The organism is Variovorax paradoxus, assembly GCF_902712855.1.
GTDB classification, from domain to species: Bacteria; Pseudomonadota; Gammaproteobacteria; order Burkholderiales; family Burkholderiaceae_C; genus Variovorax; species Variovorax paradoxus_Q.
In genome coordinates this window covers 4,403,212-4,422,449 of the sequence record NZ_LR743507.1, presented here as the reverse complement: position 1 = coordinate 4,422,449, position 19,238 = coordinate 4,403,212, and the positions used below count along the sequence as shown (strand labels likewise).

Annotated in this window: 22 protein-coding genes; 3 read left to right on the top strand and 19 right to left on the bottom strand. The window is 66.0% G+C overall.

Annotated elements, in window-relative coordinates; genetic code table 11:
• The first annotated feature begins 8 nt into the window (after positions 1–8).
• A complete protein-coding gene (locus AACL56_RS20560; RefSeq protein WP_339091652.1) occupies positions 9–2,366 on the top strand; it encodes a cytochrome P450/oxidoreductase in 2,358 nt (785 codons plus the stop codon).
• A 23-nt stretch (positions 2,367–2,389) separates the two neighbouring features.
• On the opposite strand, the gene AACL56_RS20555 is transcribed toward AACL56_RS20560, so the two are convergent.
• The 4 genes from AACL56_RS20555 to AACL56_RS20540 all read right to left on the bottom strand — a co-directional run bounded on the left by AACL56_RS20555 (position 2,390) and on the right by AACL56_RS20540 (position 6,167).
• On the bottom strand, positions 2,390–4,300 hold the full coding sequence (locus AACL56_RS20555) for a sensor histidine kinase (RefSeq protein ID WP_339091651.1): 1,911 nt from the start codon (positions 4,298–4,300) through the stop codon (positions 2,390–2,392).
• Complete coding sequence (locus AACL56_RS20550; protein ID WP_339091650.1) at positions 4,210–4,962, bottom strand: response regulator transcription factor; 753 nt, start codon at positions 4,960–4,962, stop codon at positions 4,210–4,212. The genes AACL56_RS20555 and AACL56_RS20550 overlap by 91 nt, the downstream gene beginning before the upstream one ends.
• A gap of 46 nt (positions 4,963–5,008) precedes the next feature.
• The gene (locus AACL56_RS20545) at positions 5,009–5,719 is read right to left on the bottom strand and encodes a GNAT family N-acetyltransferase (RefSeq protein ID WP_339091649.1); all 711 of its coding nucleotides are present in this window, start codon (positions 5,717–5,719) and stop codon (positions 5,009–5,011) included.
• Positions 5,720–5,786: 67 nt separating this feature from the next.
• The gene (locus AACL56_RS20540) at positions 5,787–6,167 is read right to left on the bottom strand and encodes a YciI family protein (protein WP_339091648.1); all 381 of its coding nucleotides are present in this window, start codon (positions 6,165–6,167) and stop codon (positions 5,787–5,789) included.
• A 172-nt stretch (positions 6,168–6,339) separates the two neighbouring features.
• Here AACL56_RS20540 and AACL56_RS20535 point away from each other — a divergent pair, with 172 nt between their 5' ends.
• Positions 6,340–7,812, top strand: coding sequence for an amidase (locus AACL56_RS20535; protein ID WP_339091647.1), 1,473 nt, complete (start codon positions 6,340–6,342; stop codon positions 7,810–7,812).
• 54 nt (positions 7,813–7,866) lie between these two features.
• On the opposite strand, the gene AACL56_RS20530 is transcribed toward AACL56_RS20535, so the two are convergent.
• Genes AACL56_RS20530 through mutS form a run of 3 tightly spaced genes read right to left on the bottom strand, consistent with a single transcriptional unit; the run spans position 7,867 to position 12,198 of the window.
• Complete coding sequence (locus tag AACL56_RS20530; RefSeq protein ID WP_339091646.1) at positions 7,867–8,667, bottom strand: alpha/beta hydrolase; 801 nt, start codon at positions 8,665–8,667, stop codon at positions 7,867–7,869.
• A 5-nt stretch (positions 8,668–8,672) separates the two neighbouring features.
• Complete coding sequence (locus AACL56_RS20525; protein WP_339091645.1) at positions 8,673–9,512, bottom strand: proteasome-type protease; 840 nt, start codon at positions 9,510–9,512, stop codon at positions 8,673–8,675.
• 28 nt (positions 9,513–9,540) lie between these two features.
• Positions 9,541–12,198 carry a DNA mismatch repair protein MutS gene (gene mutS / locus AACL56_RS20520; RefSeq protein WP_425337034.1) on the bottom strand — a complete coding sequence of 886 codons (2,658 nt, stop codon included), beginning with the start codon at positions 12,196–12,198 and terminating at the stop codon, positions 9,541–9,543.
• A gap of 178 nt (positions 12,199–12,376) precedes the next feature.
• Here mutS and AACL56_RS20515 point away from each other — a divergent pair, with 178 nt between their 5' ends.
• A complete protein-coding gene (locus AACL56_RS20515) occupies positions 12,377–13,660 on the top strand; it encodes a tyrosine-type recombinase/integrase (protein ID WP_339091643.1) in 1,284 nt (427 codons plus the stop codon).
• An 11-nt stretch (positions 13,661–13,671) separates the two neighbouring features.
• On the opposite strand, the gene AACL56_RS20510 is transcribed toward AACL56_RS20515, so the two are convergent.
• The 12 genes from AACL56_RS20510 to AACL56_RS20455 form a co-directional block, all read right to left on the bottom strand.
• On the bottom strand, positions 13,672–14,409 hold the full coding sequence (locus AACL56_RS20510; protein WP_339091642.1) for a hypothetical protein: 738 nt from the start codon (positions 14,407–14,409) through the stop codon (positions 13,672–13,674).
• On the bottom strand, positions 14,402–14,824 hold the full coding sequence (locus AACL56_RS20505) for a hypothetical protein (RefSeq protein ID WP_339091641.1): 423 nt from the start codon (positions 14,822–14,824) through the stop codon (positions 14,402–14,404). The genes AACL56_RS20510 and AACL56_RS20505 overlap by 8 nt, the downstream gene beginning before the upstream one ends.
• On the bottom strand, positions 14,824–15,927 hold the full coding sequence (locus tag AACL56_RS20500) for a hypothetical protein (RefSeq protein ID WP_339091640.1): 1,104 nt from the start codon (positions 15,925–15,927) through the stop codon (positions 14,824–14,826). Before AACL56_RS20500 ends, AACL56_RS20505 begins: the two co-directional genes overlap by 1 nt.
• Before the next feature lie 155 nt (positions 15,928–16,082).
• Complete coding sequence (locus AACL56_RS20495) at positions 16,083–16,328, bottom strand: helix-turn-helix transcriptional regulator (protein WP_339091639.1); 246 nt, start codon at positions 16,326–16,328, stop codon at positions 16,083–16,085.
• A complete protein-coding gene (locus tag AACL56_RS20490; protein WP_339091638.1) occupies positions 16,325–17,035 on the bottom strand; it encodes a hypothetical protein in 711 nt (236 codons plus the stop codon). Before AACL56_RS20490 ends, AACL56_RS20495 begins: the two co-directional genes overlap by 4 nt.
• Positions 17,036–17,098: 63 nt before the next feature.
• On the bottom strand, positions 17,099–17,440 hold the full coding sequence (locus AACL56_RS20485) for a hypothetical protein (protein ID WP_339091637.1): 342 nt from the start codon (positions 17,438–17,440) through the stop codon (positions 17,099–17,101).
• A complete protein-coding gene (locus tag AACL56_RS20480) occupies positions 17,437–17,559 on the bottom strand; it encodes a hypothetical protein (protein WP_339091636.1) in 123 nt (40 codons plus the stop codon). Before AACL56_RS20480 ends, AACL56_RS20485 begins: the two co-directional genes overlap by 4 nt.
• Positions 17,560–17,608: 49 nt before the next feature.
• Positions 17,609–17,881, bottom strand: a complete 273-nt coding sequence (locus AACL56_RS20475; protein WP_339091635.1) for a hypothetical protein — start codon at positions 17,879–17,881, stop codon at positions 17,609–17,611.
• Positions 17,881–18,135, bottom strand: coding sequence for a hypothetical protein (locus AACL56_RS20470; RefSeq protein WP_339091634.1), 255 nt, complete (start codon positions 18,133–18,135; stop codon positions 17,881–17,883). Before AACL56_RS20470 ends, AACL56_RS20475 begins: the two co-directional genes overlap by 1 nt.
• The gene (locus AACL56_RS20465; RefSeq protein ID WP_339091633.1) at positions 18,132–18,584 is read right to left on the bottom strand and encodes a hypothetical protein; all 453 of its coding nucleotides are present in this window, start codon (positions 18,582–18,584) and stop codon (positions 18,132–18,134) included. Before AACL56_RS20465 ends, AACL56_RS20470 begins: the two co-directional genes overlap by 4 nt.
• Complete coding sequence (locus AACL56_RS20460) at positions 18,581–18,931, bottom strand: hypothetical protein (RefSeq protein ID WP_339091632.1); 351 nt, start codon at positions 18,929–18,931, stop codon at positions 18,581–18,583. Before AACL56_RS20460 ends, AACL56_RS20465 begins: the two co-directional genes overlap by 4 nt.
• A 3-nt stretch (positions 18,932–18,934) precedes the next feature.
• Complete coding sequence (locus tag AACL56_RS20455) at positions 18,935–19,189, bottom strand: hypothetical protein (protein WP_339091631.1); 255 nt, start codon at positions 19,187–19,189, stop codon at positions 18,935–18,937.
• Positions 19,190–19,238: the final 49 nt, after the last annotated feature.

The following is a 19,238-nucleotide window of genomic DNA, read 5'->3' as shown; positions in this document are numbered from 1 at the left end:
CCCACGCCATGGCAGACACCGCACATCCCGCGCCAGCGCAGCGCACCTCCGGCTGCCCCGTCGCGCACGGCGCGCTGTCTTCCGAGCGCACGCCCACCGGTTGCCCGGTGAGCCTGCGCGCCGCCGACTTCGACCCCTTCGAGGACGGCTACCAGCAGGACCCGCCGGAGTACGTGCGCTGGGCGCGCGAGCAGGAGCCGGTCTTCTGGAGCCCGAAGCTCGGCTACTGGGTCATCACGCGCTACGACGACATCAAGGCGGTGTTCCGCGACAACATCACCTTCAGCCCGTCGAACGCGCTCGAGAAGATCACGCCCACCGGCGACGAGGCCAACGCGGTGCTGGCCTCGTACGGCTTCGCGCTGAACCGCACGCTGGTCAACGAGGACGAGCCCGCTCACATGCCGCGCCGCCGCGCGCTGATGGACCCGTTCACGCCCGAGGCGCTGAAGCACCACGAGCCCATGGTGCGCGAGCTGGCGCGCGAGTACGTCGACCGCTTCATCGACGACGGCCGCGCCGACCTCGTCGACCAGATGCTGTGGGAGATTCCGCTCACCGTGGCGCTGCACTTCCTCGGCGTGCCCGAGGAGGACATGGACACGCTGCGCAAGTACTCCATCGCACACACCGTCAACACCTGGGGCCGCCCCAGGCCCGAGGAGCAGGTGGCGGTGGCGCACGCGGTGGGCAACTTCTGGCAGTACGCCGGCAAGGTGCTCGACAAGATGCGCCAGGACCCCGACGCGCCCGGCTGGATGCAGTACGGCATCCGCAAGCAGGCGCTGCATCCCGAGGTGGTGACCGACTCGTACCTGCACTCGATGATGATGGCCGGCATCGTGGCCGCGCACGAGACCACGGCCAATGCCACCGCCAATGCGGTGAAGCTGCTGCTGCAGCACCCGCAGGTGTGGCAGGAACTGTGCGAGGACCCGGGCCTCATTCCCAACGCGGTGGAAGAGTGCCTGCGCCACAACGGTTCGGTTGCCGCATGGCGGCGCCTCGTCACCAAAAACACGCAGGTCGGCGGCGTCGACCTGCCCGCGGGTTCGCGCCTGCTCATCGTGACCTCGTCGGCGAACCACGACGACAGGCATTTCGACGATGCCGACCTGTTCGACATCCGCCGCGACAACGCCAGCGACCATCTCACCTTCGGCTACGGTTCGCACCAGTGCATGGGCAAGAACCTGGCGCGCATGGAGATGCAGATCTTCCTGGAGGAGTTCACGCGCCGCCTGCCGCACATGCGGCTGTCGCCGCAGCGCTTCACCTACGTGCCGAACACCTCGTTCCGCGGGCCCGAGCATCTGCTGGTCGAGTGGGACCCTGCTGCCAACCCCGAGCGCGCGAACAAGGGCCTGCGCGACGTGCAGGTGCCCGTTCGCATCGGCGAGCCGTCGGCGCATGCCATTGCGCGGCCGGTGGTGGTCGAGTGCGTCACGCCGGTGGCCGAGGGCATCGTCAGGCTGCGCCTGGCCTCGCCCGACGGCAAGCCGCTGCCGCGCTGGACGCCCGGCGCGCACATCGACGTGGAATGCGGCAGCCCCGAACGCTCGCGCCAGTACTCGCTGTGCGGCGACCCCGACGATGCCGGCGCATTCGAAATCGCCGTGCTGCACGAGCCCGAAGGCCGTGGCGGCTCGGCGTGGGTGCACGCCGGCGTGAAGGCCGGTGACCGGCTGCGCATTCGCGGACCGCGCAATCACTTCCGGCTCGACGAGTCCGTGCAGAAGGCGATCTTCATCGCCGGCGGCATCGGCATCACGCCGGTGAGCGCGATGGCGCGCCGCGCCAGGGCGCTGGGCATCGACTACGAGCTGCACTACAGCGGCCGCAGCCGAGCGACCATGGCTTTCCTCGACGAACTGGCGGTGCTGCATGGCGAACGCCTGCATGTGCACGCCGCCGACGAAGGCCGGCGCAACGACCTGCAGGCGCTGCTTGCGCATCCCGTGCCCGGTGCACAGGTGTATGCGTGCGGCCCGCTGCGCATGCTCGAGGCCCTCGAGGATTGCTGCGCCGCGTGGCCCGAAGGCGCGCTGCGCGTGGAGCATTTCGAATCGACGCTGGCCACGCTCGATCCGTCGAAGGAACACGCCTTCGAGGTCGAGCTGAAGGACTCCGGCCTGGTGCTCACCGTGCCGCCCGACCAGACGCTGCTGACCGCGCTGCGCGCCGCGAACGTCGACGTGCAGAGCGATTGCGAAGAAGGCCTGTGCGGCTCCTGCGAGGTGCGCGTGCTGGCCGGCAAGGTCGATCACCGCGACGTGGTGCTCACGCGCAGCGAGCGCGATGCCAACACCAAGATGATGGCCTGCTGCTCGCGCGCGTGCGAGGGCCGGCTGGTGCTCGAGCTTTAGCCAGCCGCAGGCCCGGCCGGCGCTCAGGCGGCCAGCGGCATGCGCAGCGCCACCTGCGTTTCGCCGGGGCGCGACTGCAACTGCAGCTCGGCCCCGAGGCGGCGTGCGCGCGCGCGCAGGTTGCGCAGGCCGGCGCCGCTGTTGCCGGCGGTGCCCGTCTGATCGACCACGAAGCCGCGGCCGTCGTCGCGCACGCTCAACTGCAGCTCGGCGCCGGCGCGCGCCACGGTCACGTCCACGCGGCGGCTGCCGCTGTGCTTGAGCACGTTCGTCAGCGCCTCCTGCAGGAAACGCATCAGGTCGAGGCTTTTCGACGGCGGCAGCTCGAGCGTGTCGATGTTCGACACCGTCCACCGGCAGTCGATGCCGTTGGCATCGAGCAGTTGCGCGCTGCGGTGGCGCATCGGCGCCAGCAGCTCGCCCAGCGCGCGGGCGCCGTCGTCCCGGCCGGTGGCGTCGATGATCAGCCGCAGGTCGTCGCGCAGGCTCTTGAGCATCGCCAGCAGCTCGGGCGCGCCGAGGTTGCCGGGCTGGCGCTCCAGCGTCGCGATGCTGCCCAGCAGCATGCCGCCCAGGCCGTCGTGCAGGTCGCTCACCAGGTTCACGCGCTCGCCGATGCGCGCATGCGCCAGCTCCAGCGCATGCTGCTGCGCCAGCGTGGCGGCCAGTTCGGCCTTGGCGGCGTTGACTTCCTCGATCAGCTCGGTGTTGAAGTTCTCGATGCGCCGCAGGCTCTGCGCGAAGCGCGCGGCCTGCGCCAGCGCCATGCCCAGCAGCAGCACGTACGACGACATGTTGGTGTAGTAGACGTTGCTGTCGATCACCTGCGTGAACACCAGCAGGTCGTGTGCGCCCATGGCCGCCGACAGCGCCATGAACGGCGCGATCGAGCGCAGCGGGCTCCCGCGGTGCCGCCACGCGTGGACGATGGCGGTGCTGTTCACCACGATGACCGTGAGTCCGCCCACCAGCGTCCACACGGCGCGGTGCGCGGCGAGCTCGGCCAGCGGCGCCAGCCACAGGTCGAGCACGCCGGCCGCCGCCACCAGCAGCGCCGCGACTTCCAGCCTCGGCATGCGGCGCCCGCCGTAGCGCAGCACGAACACGAGGTACGACACGCTGAAGGTCAGCAGCAGCGAGGTATTCAGCGCCTGCCAGCCATGGTTGGAGCCGAAGGGCCACGGGCTGGTCGCGATCTGGTTGTAGGCGAACAGCAGCCACAGCACCGACATCGCGGCGAACCAGCCATAGGCCGTCTCGCGCCGGCGCAGCCACCACCACGCCGCGAAGAAGGCCGCCACCGCCGCGCTGACCGCCAGGCCCAGCATCTGCAGGTCGCGGCGCACCAGCCGCTCCCGCTCGAAACGCGCTTGCATGGCAGCCGGCGTGCCGAGTTCGACCGGCCCGAGGCCCGCCTGGTAGGGCGCCAGGCCCGACACGCGCACCAGCAGCACGTTGGTGCCGCCGTGCAGCAGCGGCGGCGCCAGCAGCCAGTAGCGTGGCGTGTTCCAGGCGCGGGTGAGCGGCTCGACCAGGCTGTCGTCGCGCGAGATGACGGTGCCATTGAGCGACACCTCGCCGGCCATGTTGAGGTAGTTCAGCAGCAGGCCCGCCTCGCGTACCTGCCCGGGCTGCTGCCAGGTCAGCCGGTACCAGACCACGCCTTCGAACGCGGGCCAGCGCGTGTCCCAGCTGTCGGGCAGGGTGACGGGCGTCCAGCCCTCCGCGGGGGGGGCCGTGTCCTGCCAGCCGGCGGCGCGCACGGCCTCGACCTGCAGCGCTTGCGCGGCGGCCGGGCCGGGGGCGGCCGCGAGCAGGAGAAAAAGGAAGAGGAACGCCCCGGTCAGCGCAGCAAGCCGTGCCGCCGCGCCTGGAAGACGGCCTCGGTGCGCGAGTTGACGGCCAGCTTGCGGTAGATGTTCTTGGTATGGCATTCCACGGTCAGTCTGGAGATCGACAGCGACTCGGCCATCTCGCGGTTGCTGAGCCCCTGCGAGACGAGCTCGAGGATCCTGTTTTCGCGCCGCGTCAACGCGTTGGGCAGGGCGGTTTGCCGGGCGTCGGCTTCGTCGGTTGCCGCTTCGGTCCCTGGCGCGGTTTCTTCCGCTGGCTGCGGCGCGGCGGCCTGCGTCTGCGTGGTCGCCAGCCAGGCCAGGATGCGCCGCGCGATGGTCGGGTCGATCGGCGCGCCGCCTTGCTCGATGCTGCGCAACGCGATGCTCAGCTCCAGGTCGTCGCGTTCCTTCAGCAGGTAGCCGATGGCGCCCGCGCGCAGCGCCGCGAAGATGATCTCCTCCGTGCGCCAGGCCGAGATGACCACCGCCGGCACGCGCGGATGGTGCGTCTGCATCCAGCCGATGAGTTCCACGCCGCTGCCGTCGGGCAGGCCGATGTCCACCAGCATCACGCCGTAGGCGCGCTCGCCGAGCAGGTGCTGCGCGCCCGCCACGCTGTTGGTCACTGCGATGCGATCCTCTCCGCAGCCGAGTGTGGACAGCACATGGCGCAGCCGCTCCTGCATCGCCGGATCGTCCTCGACGATGAGTGCGGGAGAAAGCAGGACGGGCTCGGCGCCTTCGATCAGGGAAGAGGACATGGAGCGGAGTTGTCGGCCGATGAGGAAGGCCGGGGCCAGGACGAATCTACATATTTTCAGGGATTGTTGCCAAACATTGCCGGTTGTATCCCCGGCTCTTCCCGGGGCGGGTTGAGACCGGGCGCCGGGCCTGCGGTTCAGTCCGTGGCCGGCACGGGTGCAGAGGGCGGGCGGCACATGATGAGGTACTCGAACCGCCGACCGGCTCGCGGTGCGCGGCTTCGCGGCGGAAGCCCAGCCGCTCGTAGAAGCGCACGCTGGGCGGCGTGAAGGTTTCCAGGAAGCAGGGCACGCCGGCTGCATCGGCCTCGGCGAGCGTCGGCGCCAGCAGCCGCGTGCCCAGCCCGCGGCCTTGCGCGGCGGGCGAGATGGCGAGGATCGACAGGTACCACGCGTCCGCCGGCACCACCGCCGGTGCGCGCTGCGCCATGAACGCGACGATGCGGTGGTAGTTGGCGTGGCCCAGCGGCCCGAGCGTCGCCGCCAAGAACTCGTTCTTCGCCGCCGACTCGGCGGCATCGACCGGGTCCGCGCGCGGCAGCAGCCACGCCGCGGCGCCCAGCGCGGGGTCTTCCGGCAGCAGGCAGCGGCCGGTGCGCTCGGCCTCGCCCAGCGAATAGGCGAAGTACGCGGCCAGCACCGCCTTGCGCTGCGGCATGTCGTGCGCGAAGTCGGCGGAAATCGCGAGATAGAAAGGATCGACGATCAGCGCGTCGGCGAGGGCGAAGGTGGGCTGGGACAGGTGTTCGGTCGGCATGCGGGGCAGGGGAGAAGGCGATCCCGCGGGATTCTAGGGAGCAGGCCTTCCCGGCCGCGGCAAGCCGTCAGACCTGCGGCACCCGGGCCGGCAGCACGCCCGGGTCGTACCAGGTCACGGGCCGGATCTCGAAGATGCCGGTGTCGAAGGCCAGCCGGTGCGCGAGATGCGTGGCCTCCTCGGCCGACTCGCAATCGACCACGTAGAGGCCCATCAGCTGCTCGCGCGTCTCGGCGAACGGTTCGGTCGTGACCTGCGGATGCAGGTCGCCCGCATGGCGCACCGTGATCGCCGCGTCGGGCATCAGGTGCAGCACCGCGCCCAGCCGGCCCTGCGCCTGCAGGTCCTCGCGCAGGTCGGTCTCGCGCTCGAGCAGGTCTTCTTCGGCGTCGGGGTCCGCTGCTGCCATCGCAGCTTCGGAACCGTGGATGAGGATCGCGTAGAGCATGGTCTTCCTTCGAAGGTTCGCAGGCCGGCGGGAGGCGGCGGCGCAGTGCGGTGGTCGCTTGTCCCACGAATGCGCTCGCCCAAGCACGAACGAGTATGCGGCTGTCCGGCACGCTCGGCAAAATCGGCTGCGCAGTTTTCTAAATGTCCTTCAAAGAAATGGAACGCGCCAGATGACGCTCGCAATGAGTTGGGAAGAATGGGCCGCGCACGACGGCATCGGGCTGGCCGAGCGGGTCCGCAAGGGCGATGTGTCGGCCGCCGAGCTGGCCGCGCAGGCCGCCGCGGGCATTGCCAAGGTCAACCCGCAGCTCGACGCCGTGGTCGAGGTGTTCGACGACGTCGTGGCCGACCCGCTGAAGGACGGCATGAACCCCGAGGGCGTCTTCGCCGGCCTGCCGTACCTGATGAAGGACCTGGGCCCCACGCTCAAGGGCCGCCTGCAGGAGTTCGGCTCCGCGATGATGCAGGGCGAACGCCCGGCGGCCGACAGCTTTCTCACGCAGCAGCTGCGCAAGGCCGGCCTGAACATCGTGGGCCGCAGCACCACGCCCGAGTTCGGCGTGTGCAGTTCGGTGGAGAACGCGTTCAACGTCACGCGCAACCCCTGGGACCTCGACTACACCACCTGCGGTTCGTCGGCCGGCACGGCCGCCATCGTGGCGGCGGGCGTGCTGCCGCTGTCGCATGCCACCGACGGCGGCGGCTCCATCCGCATTCCGGCCGGCGTGAACGGCAACATCGGCCTGAAGGTGTCGCGCGGCGTGTTCTCGCTGGCGCCGGGGCTGTCTGACCTGTCGGGGCTGGTGTCGATCCAGGGCTGCCACAGCCGCACCGTGCGCGACACCGCGGCCTTCGTCGACCATTGCCGTGGCGGCGCGCCGGGCGAATTCATGCCGTTCTGGTCGCCGGCCGAGCCGTACAGCCAACTCCTGCGCAAGGACCCGGGCCGACTGCGCATCGCGCTGTCGCACGAGTGGGGGGACTTCCGCGCCACGCCGCATTTCGTGGCCGAACTGGAGCGCGTGGGCAGGTTCCTCGAGGGGCTGGGCCATCACGTGGAGTGGAAGCTGCCCGAGGTTGACTTCCAAACGGCCTTCGCCGCCCAGACCACCTGCTACATCAGCAACTTCGCACAGGTCATCGACGGGCACCTGCACCGCCTCGGGCTGGAGCGGCCGCCAGTCGAGCTGCTGGAGCCGATCAACATCAAGATCTGGGAAGCCGGCCTGCACACCTCTTACACCGAGCGCTCGAAGATGCAGGCGGTGTTCAACACCACTTCGCGCGCCTTCGGCAACTTCTTCCAGCAGTGGGACATCATCCTCACGCCCATCACCGCGCTGCCGACGCCCAGGGTGGGCACCAGCGAGTACCTCACGACCAGCACCAACCCCTCGGTCCACGACTGGTTCGCCAACCTCTGGCAGAACTTCGCGTATACGCCGCTGGCCAACCTGTGCGGCCTGCCGGGCATCTCGCTGCCGATGGCGAAGCAGGAGAACGGCATGCCGCTGGGCATCCAGGCGCAGGCGGCGCAGGCGAACGACGGCTTGCTGCTGCAGCTGGCCGCGCAGATCGAGCGGGCACTGGACGGCAAGTGGAACGCGGGCGAGCGGCCCGGGGTGCACGTCGCGAGCAAGTGAGGCGACGCGGGCTGAAATGAAGTGAGTGATGGGTGGCGGCCCGGCCGCCGCCCCTCACATCAGGTTGCGCAGCGCCGCTTCCACCGCCGCCGCGGTCGCCAGCGGCTTTTCCATCGGGAACAGGTGGGTGCCGTCCATCATCGTGATGCGCCCCTTGGTGACGATCTGCGTCATCGCCATGCCCACGCGCTTCATCTCGGCCGACTGGCGCCCGCCGATGAACGCGGCCTTGCACTTGAGCGGATGCGCGCGCAGCAGTGCGCCGAGGTTGTGGGGCAGGGTGTTGTAGATGGCGGTTTCCACGTCGCGGTCGAAGCTCAGCGCGCGGGTGTCGTCCGTGTCGAAGGTGCCGTGGTCGATGTAGTCGTGCAGCACCTGCTCGTCCCACTTCGCGAACGCCTTCTTGCTGCGGAAGTGCTCGAACACCGCCTCGCGGTGCTCCCAGCTGTTGCGACGCTTGCGGCTGATGGCGCCGGGCGAGATGCTCTTCATGAGCGGCGTGCGCTTCACCATGTTGAGCGTGTTCGCCCGCCAGCCGCCGAGGATGGGCGAATCGATCAGCACCACGCCGCGCGCGAGTTCGGGGTGCCGCGCCGCGCACATCAGGCTCAGGAAGCCGCCCAGCGAATGGCCGACCAGGAACACCGGGGCGCCCGCGCGGTCGGCGCGCGCCTTGGCGAAGTCGGCCAGCTGCTGCACCAGGTGCGGCCAGTTGTCGGTGACGGGGTACTTCGGGTCGTGCCCGAACTTCTCGATGGCGTCGACCTCGAAGCCACGGTTGCGCAGGCTGTCGAGAACGACGCGGTAGGTGCTGGCAGGAAAGCTGTTGCCGTGCGAGAAAACGACGGGAGGCACGGGATTCAGATGAGCTTTTCGTACGGGGTGGAAATCTTGCGCAGCGCCCCGTGGCGCGTGGCGGGCATCTTCAGGGGATGCTCGGTATGGCTGTCGTCCCATACCGGGTCCTCGATGCTGTCGAACACCTCGCGCAGCTTCTGGCCCCAGCTGTTGTGCATCATCCGGTAGTAGGGGTTGTCGGCATCGATGCAGATCACGCGGTCGGTCTCGAGCTTGTTGGCCTCGTACACCACCAGGTCGAGCGGCAGGCCGACCGAGAGGTTCGACTTCATGGTCGAGTCCATCGACACCAGCGCGCACTTGGCGGCCTCGTCCAGCGGGGTCTCGGGCGTGAGCACGCGGTCGAGAACCGGCTTGCCGTACTTCGACTCGCCGACCTGGAAGTAGGGCGTCTCGGTGGTGGCCTCGATGAAGTTGCCCGCGGCGTAGACCAGGAACAGGCGCATGCCCTCGCCCTTGACCTGCCCGCCGAAGATGAAGGACACGTTGAAGTCCAGCCCCGCATGCTTGAGCGCCTCGGCGTCGCGGTCGTAAACGTGGCGCACGGCCGAGCCCAGCACGCGGGCGGCGTCGAACATGCTTCTGGCGTTCCAGATGGTGATCGGGTCGCCCTGGGAGCCATCCTCGCGGGTCTCGCGCAGTTCCTCGATCTGCAGGATCTCGCGCACCGACTGCGAGATGCTCAGGTTGCCTGCGGACAGCAGCACCATCACGCGGTCGCCCGGCTGCTCGTAGACGATCATCTTGCGGAAGGTGCTGATGTGGTCCACGCCCGCATTGGTGCGCGAGTCGGACAGGAACACCAGGCCGGCGTTGAGTTTGATGCCTACGCAGTAAGTCATGAGTTCATCTCGCATGAACAGTGCCTGCTCAGCCGGCGGCCTGTTCGCGTTTGTTCAATTTTTGAAGGGCGTACAAGGCGTCGAGCGCCTCGCGCGGGCTCATGGCGTCCGGATCGAGTGCAGCCAGCGCGGATTCTACGGCGCTGGCCATGGGGGTCTCGGCCACTGGAGGCGGTGCGAACAGGTCGACCTGGGCACGTGTCTGCGCATGCTGCGACTCGAGCGCCTCCAGCGCCTGGCGTGCATGGTTGACCACCGCCGCGGGCATGCCCGCGAGGCGCGCCACCTGGATGCCGTAGCTCTTGCTGGCCGGGCCGGGCTGCATCTCGTGCAGGAACACGATGTCGCGGCCCGCCTCGGTGGCGCTCACGTGCATGTTCACCGCGCCGTGGTGCGTGGCCGGGAACTCGGTCAGCTCGAAGTAGTGCGTGGCGAAGAGCGTGAAGGCCTTGCTGCGGTCGTGCAGCTGGGCTGCGATGCCCGCGGCCAGCGCCAGCCCGTCGAAGGTGCTGGTGCCGCGGCCGATCTCGTCCATCAGCACCAGCGACTGGGCCGTGGCGCTGTGCAGGATCTGCGCGGCCTCGGTCATCTCGAGCATGAAGGTCGACTGCGCATTGGCCAGGTCGTCGGCCGCGCCGATGCGGGTGTGGATCGCGTCGATCGGACCCAGCCGGCAGGCCGCCGCGGGCACGTGCGAACCGATGGAAGCCAGCAGGACAATGATGGCCACCTGCCGCATGTACGTCGACTTGCCGCCCATGTTGGGGCCGGTGATGACCTGCATGCGCTGCTGGGGCCCGAGTTGCGTGTCGTTGGCGATGAAGCCGCCGGACGACTTCTCGGCCAGCCGCGCTTCCACCACCGGGTGGCGGCCCTGCGAGATCTCGATGCACGGGTGAGACACGAAGCTGGGTGCGCGCCAGTGCAGCGTGTGCGAGCGCTCGGCCAGCGCACACAGCGCGTCGAGCGTGGCGATGCCGCCGGCCAGCTGTGTCAGCGCGGCCACCGAGGGCTGCAGCGCGTCGAGCAGCTGCTCGTACAGCCATTTCTCGCGCGCCAGTGCGCGGTCCTGCGCGCTCAACGCCTTGTCTTCGAACGCCTTCAGCTCGGGCGTGATGAAGCGCTCGGCGTTCTTCAGCGTCTGGCGGCGGCGGTAGTTGTCGGGCACCTTGGAGAGCGCGCTCTGCGTCACCTCGATGTAGAAGCCGTGCACCCGGTTGAACTGCACCCGCAGGTTGCTGATGCCGGTGCGCTCGCGCTCGCTCACCTCGAGCTGCAGCAGGAAGTCGTCGCAGTTGTCGCTGATGGCGCGCAGCTCGTCGAGCTCGGCGTCGTGCCCGGTGGCGATCACGCCGCCGTCGCGCACCAGCGCCGACGGGTCGGGCTTGATGGCGCTCACCAGCAGGTCGGCGCAGCCGGGCGGTGGCGCCAGGCGCTCGGCTATGCGCGCCAGCAGCGCGGCGCCCCCAGGGAGCGCGGGTGCGAGCTGCTCTGCTTTCGATAGCGCCAGCCGCAGCGCCAGCAGTTCGCGCGGACGCACCTGGCGCAGCGCGATGCGCGCGGCAATGCGTTCCACGTCGCTCGTGTTCTTCAGTTGCTCGCGCAGCGTGCGCCAGGGCGCGGCGGTGCCGCCGAGCACCGTGGCCTGCAGCGCGCCGATGGCTTCGAGCCGCGCCTGCGCCTCGCTGCGGTCGCGCCGCGGCGACAGCAGCCAGCGCTTGAGCAGGCGGCTGCCCATGCCCGTCATGCAGGTGTCGAGCAGCGAGAACATGGTGGGCGACTCTTCGCCGCGCAGCGTCTGCACCAGCTCGAGGTTGCGCCGCGTGGTGGGCGGCAGCTCGATCAGGTCGCCGTCGCGCTCCACCGACAGGCGCTGCACGTGCGACAGCGCCCGGCCTTGTGTGTGCTCGGCATAGCCCAGCAGGGCGGCGGCGGCGGCATGGGCGTTGGCCAGCGACTCGGCGTTCCAAGCGGCGAGGCTGTTGCTGCCCATCTGCTCGCTGAGCTTGCGCTCGCCCAGTCCGCCGTCGAACTGCCACGCGGGCCGGATCGACAGCGTGAACGGCGTGGCGCTGCGCGCGGCCTTCAGGCGCTGCTCGAAGGCGGGCGTGACCTCGGCGCTGTAGAGCAGTTCGCTCGGCGCGATGCGGGCGATCCAGGCTTCCAGCGCATCGGCGGGGCACTCGGCCAGCCGCAGCTCGGCGCCGGTCACGCTGAGCCAGGCCAGGCCGCAGAAATTGCGCGCGCCCGCGTGCACCGCGAGCAGCAGCGATTCGCTCTTGTCGTTGAGCAGTTCGGAGTCGGTCAGGGTGCCGGGCGTGACCACGCGCACCACCTTGCGCTCGACCGGCCCCTTGCTCGCGCCGACCTCGCCCACCTGTTCGCAGATGGCGACCGACTCGCCCAGCTTGATGAGCCGGGCCAGGTAGGTATCGACCGCATGAAAAGGCACGCCGCACATCACCACCGGCTGGCCGGCCGACTGGCCGCGCTGCGTGAGCGTGATGTCGAGCAGCCGCGCGGCCTTTTCGGCGTCGGCCCAGAACAGTTCGTAGAAATCGCCCATCCGGTAGAACAGCAGGGTGTCCGGATGGTTGGCCTTCAGGCCGAGGTATTGCGCCATCATCGGCGTGTGGGCGGAATTCAGGGCGCCGCCAACAGCTTGATCTGATTCGACTTTTTTCATTAAGTCGTTGATCCCATTCCAAAATTTGGCGCATTCGCCGTTCTGACAGTCATCGCTTCACTTCTCTAAAACGCCTCTACACTCCGTTCGTCGGCGTAGGTTTTTGAAGCCTGTCCGGTGCGGGTTACGCCGAGGGGGCGTCCCGGCCATCAGGAAAGCTACGCCGCAGGAGAAGTGAATGCAATTCGACGCTCGAGCAGCCAAGCTGTTGAAGCCGGGCGAACACATTATGGTGGACGGGTGTCCGGGCCTTCGGCTTGTCGCTTCTGCCACTAGGCGGACATGGATCTACCGGTTCAAGTCACCCGTCGACGGCCGCATGCGCCAGAAGGCGATTGGTCAGTGGCCGGCGTTGAGTCTGGTTGCGGCGGCCGCAGCCTGGGAGGCGTTGCGCAGCCAGCGGGCAGCGGGCGGGGACCCGGCCATGGAGAAACGCGAATCAGCGGCGAAGCGAAGGCCTGCCGCTGCAGCAGGCTACACCGTCCGTCAGCTTTGCGACGACTACCTCGAGGGGCACATCCGAATGCACCGCGCGCCGGCGGGCATCAAGGAAACAGAACGGCTCTTTCGCAAGCGCCTCGATGACATCGCAGGCAAGCAGGCAGCCGCACTAACGCGGGCCGAGGCGTTCAAGCTCCTCGAGGACCAGTCTGGCACGCCGGTCAGTACCGGCCAGTTGCGTGGAGAACTTGCCGCGGCCTGGGACTACGCGCTGGACGCGGGCCGGTTACCAGAAAGCTCCCCCAACTGGTGGCGACTCATTATGCGGGGCCGGTTACGGAGCAAGGGGAAAGTCGTCGAGGGCAAGCATATTGGAGTAGTCAAGCGGGTCCTGTCGGGGGTGGAAACAGGGCAGCTCATCCGGTGGTTGCCGCACTTCACGAGCATTGTCGATGACGCTCTCACGCTATATCTGTGGACCTGCACACGCGGCGCGGAGATTTGCGCAATGGAAGCAAAGGAGATAACTCACGAAGCAGATGGAATGTGGTGGACCGTGCCGAAGGCGAAGACGAAAAACGCTAGGCACCCCCTAGCAACTGACCTCCGTGTGCCGTTAGTAGGCCGCTCAGCCGCTATCGTTCGGCGCCGCATGGCCGACTACTCCGGGTACTTGTTCCCAGCACGGGACAGCGGAGGCAAAACGCACACTCAGCAGGCAGTGATTCAGACGCAGGTCCATTACTACCAGCCCTACTCAAAAACGCGGCCGGAGCACGTGAGGCCGCGCTTGCCAGTCTCGCATTGGGCGCCTCATGACTTGCGACGGACGAGCCGCACTCTTTTGGCGTCGATGGGATGCCCGGATAGTGTGGCGGAGGCGATTTTGGGTCACGTGCAGCCCGGGATTCAAGGAACCTACAACAGGCATGGTTACGACAAGGAGCGCCGTCAATGGTTGGTGGCGTTGGATAAAAAGCTCGAGGAACTCGCGGCGATGCCGGCAAGTTCTCCGCGCTAGTCGAAAGCGCGTCAAGCCGCAGAAGGCCCGATGTCTACGGCGACTGAGCTGGCAGGCGCGCCTGATCCATACTTTTCCAAATTAGCAGCGTGCTTTTTAGACCGTTTTGCACTCTTATCTTCTGGGCCGTGAAAGAGTCGAACGCATACGTGCCAAAGCTTTAGCGGTAGACCTGATTCCTTGTGCGTATGAGAACTGTTGAAGCCAAACGGGCCAAGCAGCTCACAATCTTCCACGGCCGCATTAGTCGCCTGTTCAATCTCGGCAAAATGGCTTCGCCAGTCGTTCATGCACTCAGCCGCGTTCGGGCGTCGCAGGTAGCCGATCATGCCCCCATAGCATGAACCCTCGTTATCGTCGCCTGGTACGTATCGGGTCGAAAGTTGAACGAAGCCGTCTCGCATGCTGCCAATGTCGTCGAACTTTTTCGCCTCTGCTATCCAACGGAATCCTCGACGAATTTGACGCACCGTCACATCAATGTTTCCGCCTCCTGCATTGTTGTGATCGGCTGTGTACCCCATTCCTTTGAGGACAAGCAGGAGCCGCGCGGTAGTTGCGTCCTCAGATTCATTTAAGAAGAGCTGTGGATTTAAAGCAAGTTCTTGAACCGCTAATGCAATATCTGCGCGCAACCGTGCGAGAAACTCCGAATACGTCCGAGCGAGTCGCCGTTCCAGCAAACCCTGAATGTATATATCTTCTTCAATAAGAAATTGAAGCCTTTCAACGGTCAAAGGGCTAGTCAATTACGGCCCCTTGAAGGCGTTCGTTTGTGCCCTCTTCGGGGGCAAAATACATCAATATTTTGCTCCGTATGTCCACCTCTTCGTGGCCGGTAAGTGGATTGATTCCAAGTTCAATTGCAGCGCTCAGCTCGTCGTCGGTCAGGTCATGAGGAACATTCTCACTGTCGAACAATTCAAATCTAGTATCCAAAAGTCGCAGATGCTCGCCTGCCAAGACTTGCAACGTCTTAATGATCGCTCTATCTAATTCTCCGCGTTCTGCGCCAGGCGTGAGCTGTCGTACCAGTTGAATCGTAATGTGCTTCGTGTTGGGTTTCTCTTCGAGAAACCTGATAACTTCTTTTGCGATTCCACGCTCCGCTCCGCCTCCCAGCACTTGAGCGACGTATTCAAGAGCGTACTCTCTCAGAAGCATCAGGTTGAATAGCTAACCAGCTTATTTATGACTGAGACAATCGCAGCATCATCCTTCGCAGAAGAGATTCGAGCTGACCTCACAAAGCTACCTTCGACTGAAAGCGAACCGACTGGCGCTTGGATTCTGACGCTGGCGCCAGAAGAGGCGTTGATGAAGCTGTCCCAAACGATCGTTACATCGTAGGGGGTGATTGTGCCGACTGCCTTGATGCCCGCTTCGTGAAATGGCTCTTTACGCAAGTCGTCATCCGAAGAGACCGTCTCTCGTTTTAGAGACTTGGAGGGCGCACGAAAAGATAAGCGCTGTACTCGCCCCTCTCGAAAATTCGAGTAAAGCGAGTTTATACATGGAAAGAGGTTGACGGGAGTGTTTTGGTTGTACAGCGCGTCAATCGCGGGAGATTGACCGTGCAGAGCAGCGAAGAGCGCAAGTCCGCGATCCTCTACGGTCTCAGGCTCTCGAATTTTCTCTGGGTGATCTACGAGAATTTCAAGTCGGTTCAATGATTTTCGAATGGTTATTACATCGAAAATTTGATATTCATTCTTTTTGATTGCAATAAATTCTTCATAGCCTTGAAATGAGTTTCTGACTGCCTCGGTCACTTGGCCAAGGCTGAAGTGTTCTCTGTCAATCTCGGTTCGGCATGCGCAGAAAATAAGGCTGATATCCCCGTTTTGATGCGTCACTTTATGCGTCAGCAATAGCTCGGGCCCGGATGCGCGAAGTTGCGTGGAATTTGCAGCGAGGGGGAAAGCCGCGCGAAATGCAGACGCCACGGGTTCAATCGAGGAGAAGAAAATCGCAATCTGTTCACAATCCTCCGGCGTCAATACAAAGACTTGAGCATCTTTGCTGCCAGCCAAAACCAAATCGTTGTGGACTTTTAGTAGTACGGCATGAAACGCGTTAGCCGAGTCCATCGTGCCAGATTCAATTTTCTCTATGAGCTGTTTCCATCCCACAGCAGTTGCTAGATCGTTTCTCTTTAAGACTTCTCTCAATTCATGAAAGTTAATCTTGTGCTCAAGAGCTAAGAGCATCTCGTTAACTCTTGCGCGGTCTTTTAACGGTTCAGCTTTAACGGTAGTGCTAGGCATATACGCTCTTGTATCGCGGGCAACGGGGTACTCGCGATGTACGTCCGTGGGCGCGAGCACCGTGAATCGTAACCGGGCGCAACACTCGCGTGACCATCGACTTCCCTGAGATGCGCGGCTTTTCAAGAAGCCGCCGATGCGTTGCGTTTGCTGGCTCAAGCTAGAGCGCGTTCACCTCGGCCTTTCCGAGCGCTCGTATTCGGAGGTGGTGGCAAATTGGAAATCGGTCTACTTTCGGCCCAAACCTCGACCTCTCGCACCAGCCACGCCACGCGCCGCCCGGAGAGAATCCGTGGCTTCGGAAACCCGTCCTCGCGCACCAGGCGTTCTACTGTCGTCTCGGAAAGCGCGACAAATACTGCAACTTGTGACTTGTCGAGATACAACGGTCGCGCACTCATGGCCGGGCCTCCCGCGATTCTTTTCCTTCTTGCTGGTACCTGAAAGTCATGCGCTCACACTCGAGCCCGAACTCGCGAGCGATCATCAGCGACAGTACCTCGTCCCGCAGATGGTGCACATCGTGCCTGTTCACAATGACTGACTCAGGATCGAAGCGACTTCCGTCTGTCGCGCTGACGTGCTCTCCCTCTGCCGCACCGCTGTGACCTGGGCGCGTGACCTGCCAGAGCACGGCGCCGGCCATGCGAAGCGCATGGGCCTCGTTGTCGAAGCGCACGTCGGTGACGACGAAGCGCGTTTCGCCTTCGCGGCGGTAGTACGCGAGGCGCTTGATGAGCTGTTCGGTCCAGTAGCTGGGCTTCTGCGCGCGGCGGTACTCGGTCCCCCACCATTGCATGATCTGTCGCGGGGTGCGCGGCTCTTCGAGCCATTCGTCGCTGAGCGGCGTGCGGTGGTCGGGTGCGGCAGCGCTCAACGACAGCACGACGGCCGCGAGGAAGTCCAGCGGGGCGCGGCGCATGCGCAACGCAACGGTGGGCACGTGCTTGAGGTTCTGCGAGTTGAGGTCGTTGAGAGAAACGCCGAAGGCGTTGGAGATTTCGCCGCGCAGCGCGTCGGCGAAGGCGAGCTTGCGAAAGCGCGCGTGTGCCACCAGCACATCGGCGGCGGTGTCCTTGCCGGCGCCGGCGCGGCCGGTGAGGGCCACGAGGTGTTGAAGCGCAGGGCGCTTCACGGGGGATGCGAGAGTGTTCATGGTTGCGGGGCGTGCCTATGCGGCTTGGGGTGCAGCGGGCGCGCGGGCTGGCAGCAGCTCGCACGAGGTGATGACGGCGTGCGTTTCGGGCGACATGGCGCCGGGCATCGCGCGGGGGTTGGTGAGCACCAGGCGCAGCGCATCGCCGGCCTTCAGTGCGGTGTGGCTCGCGCGCCATGCAGCGGCGGCCGGGCCGGTCCACCGAGTCACGTAGACCTCGACGGCGCGCGGCCCTTGGTTGTCGATGAGGCGCATCTTCAGAACGAACTCGCCCGCATCGGACTTGTGCTCGGTGACGGCGGGCCGCCCGGGGCGGTCCTTGCTGACGAAGAAAACGCCGGTCGTTGTCGTTGTCATGGGGTGCTCCAGCCATAGACGCACATCGCGGCGAGCACGATGGGCAGGACGATGAAGACCGCCACGGCTGCGACGGTCGCGAGGGCGCGCGGGGAGGGCGCGACGGGCGATGTCCTCATGAGGCCAACGCCGGTTTCTTGGTGAAGGGGCGAGCGCACGGCCAGCCTTTCAGAAAGGGCAGTGCGCAGCGGCACGGCCCGGGGTGGTCAAGATGATTTCGAGCGCGATGTCGGTCACCTCTTCGTCGGAGGCGCCATATCGGCTCGCGAGCAATGCCGCGCTCATCGGGTTGCGTTCGCAGAAAGGCGAACCCGGCCGGTGCGCGTAGTGGTAGCCACCGCAGCGGCACGGGCGATGCCCGGATTCGCGCAGGTGCTGCGTGAACAAGGCATGGCTGTGGCGCCGCGTGCGGCATTCAGGGCAGCGAAACAGGAAGGCCATCACTCGCCCCTCTGTGCCGCGTCGAAAGAGGCCTCGATGAGCGCGATGGCCCGCTGCAGCCGCCGGGTGACGCCTGGCCCGTGGCCGATACGCTGGTAGTTGGCAGAGGCGAGGCGCAACTGCGCGCACGCCCGCGCAAGTGCGAGAGTCCCGAGCGTTTCGGCGAGGTTGTCCGCCTCGAGCGATGCGCTCACATCGAGGGCCGAGAGGCCTTCGGGCTGCTCTGCGAGCTTGACGGGCTGCGCAGCGCTCATGCCGGGATGACCTCCGCGCTCGGTGCTGCCGCGGGTGCGGCAGCCTTGCTCACGTCGATTCCCAGCACGAGGGAGCGACCAAACTTGAGGGTCACCATTTCCTCGCCTCGCCCCCAGTCGCGGCGCCCGATTTCGCGGAAGCCCACGGCGAGCAGGGCCTCATGCAGCGTGTTGTCGCGGGTCAGTGCGCAGGGAAGCATGCGCAGCGTTTTGCCGCCGTTGTACGTTGTGAAATCGCGATGGGCGAAGACGACACCGCGAGCGGCAAGGGCTGGCACGAGTTCATCGAGCAGCGCCAGCTTCGTGCTGATGGCTTTGATTTCAGCTACGCGGCGGTGGTAGTCGTAGCCGGCCTTCGCGAGGGCCAGCTCCTGAAGCGTGCGAGGCTCGCGGCCGTCGATCTTCAGATGCTTCTGCCATTGGCTGATGAGGCGAGGGCGAGTCGTCATGCGCCCCCCGTGGCTGCGAGGTTGAGGGCGTTGATTTCGCTGTTGAGTGCACGAGCGCGCTCGGCGAATTCGGCCGCGGCCGGGTGGGCGGGCTCGCCTTCGGTGTAGGCCGCGACGGTCGCGTCGGCGATGCCTGGCAGGCTGATGCTGCCGAGCTTCAGCGCCTTGTTGGCGAGCGGCACGCCGATGGCCTGCCAGTTCGCAACGCCGGCGGCGCTGCAGCGGTAGAACGCCTGGCGTCGGCCGCGGATCGTGCGGACCCAGATGTCTACACGCGCCGAGTTCACGGCTGCGTGGCGGGCGGCGGCGCGGCTGTCGCTCGCGTGGTTGATCTGCGCGCGTGCCACGCTTCAGCCTTCGATGCGGGTCGCTTCGATCACCGGGCAACCGGTGACTTTCTGCGCGAGGTCGGTGGCCTGCTCGGCGTTCGCCGCACGGAACTGCACAAAAGGTGCGGCGCCGGTGTCCGAGGGATTCAGGTGGCCGAGAGCATCGCGTGGCGTGTAGCTGCAGCGATAGCGGCGGTGGGTATCAGCCTTTGCGGCGGATGCGAGCGCGCCGCGGTGGGGCGTGCGCGAAGAGTGTTGACGTCCAGCGAGGTCCATTGCCATCTCCTAGTTGAGAGGGCTGGATTCTCACGAATGTGATTTCCTG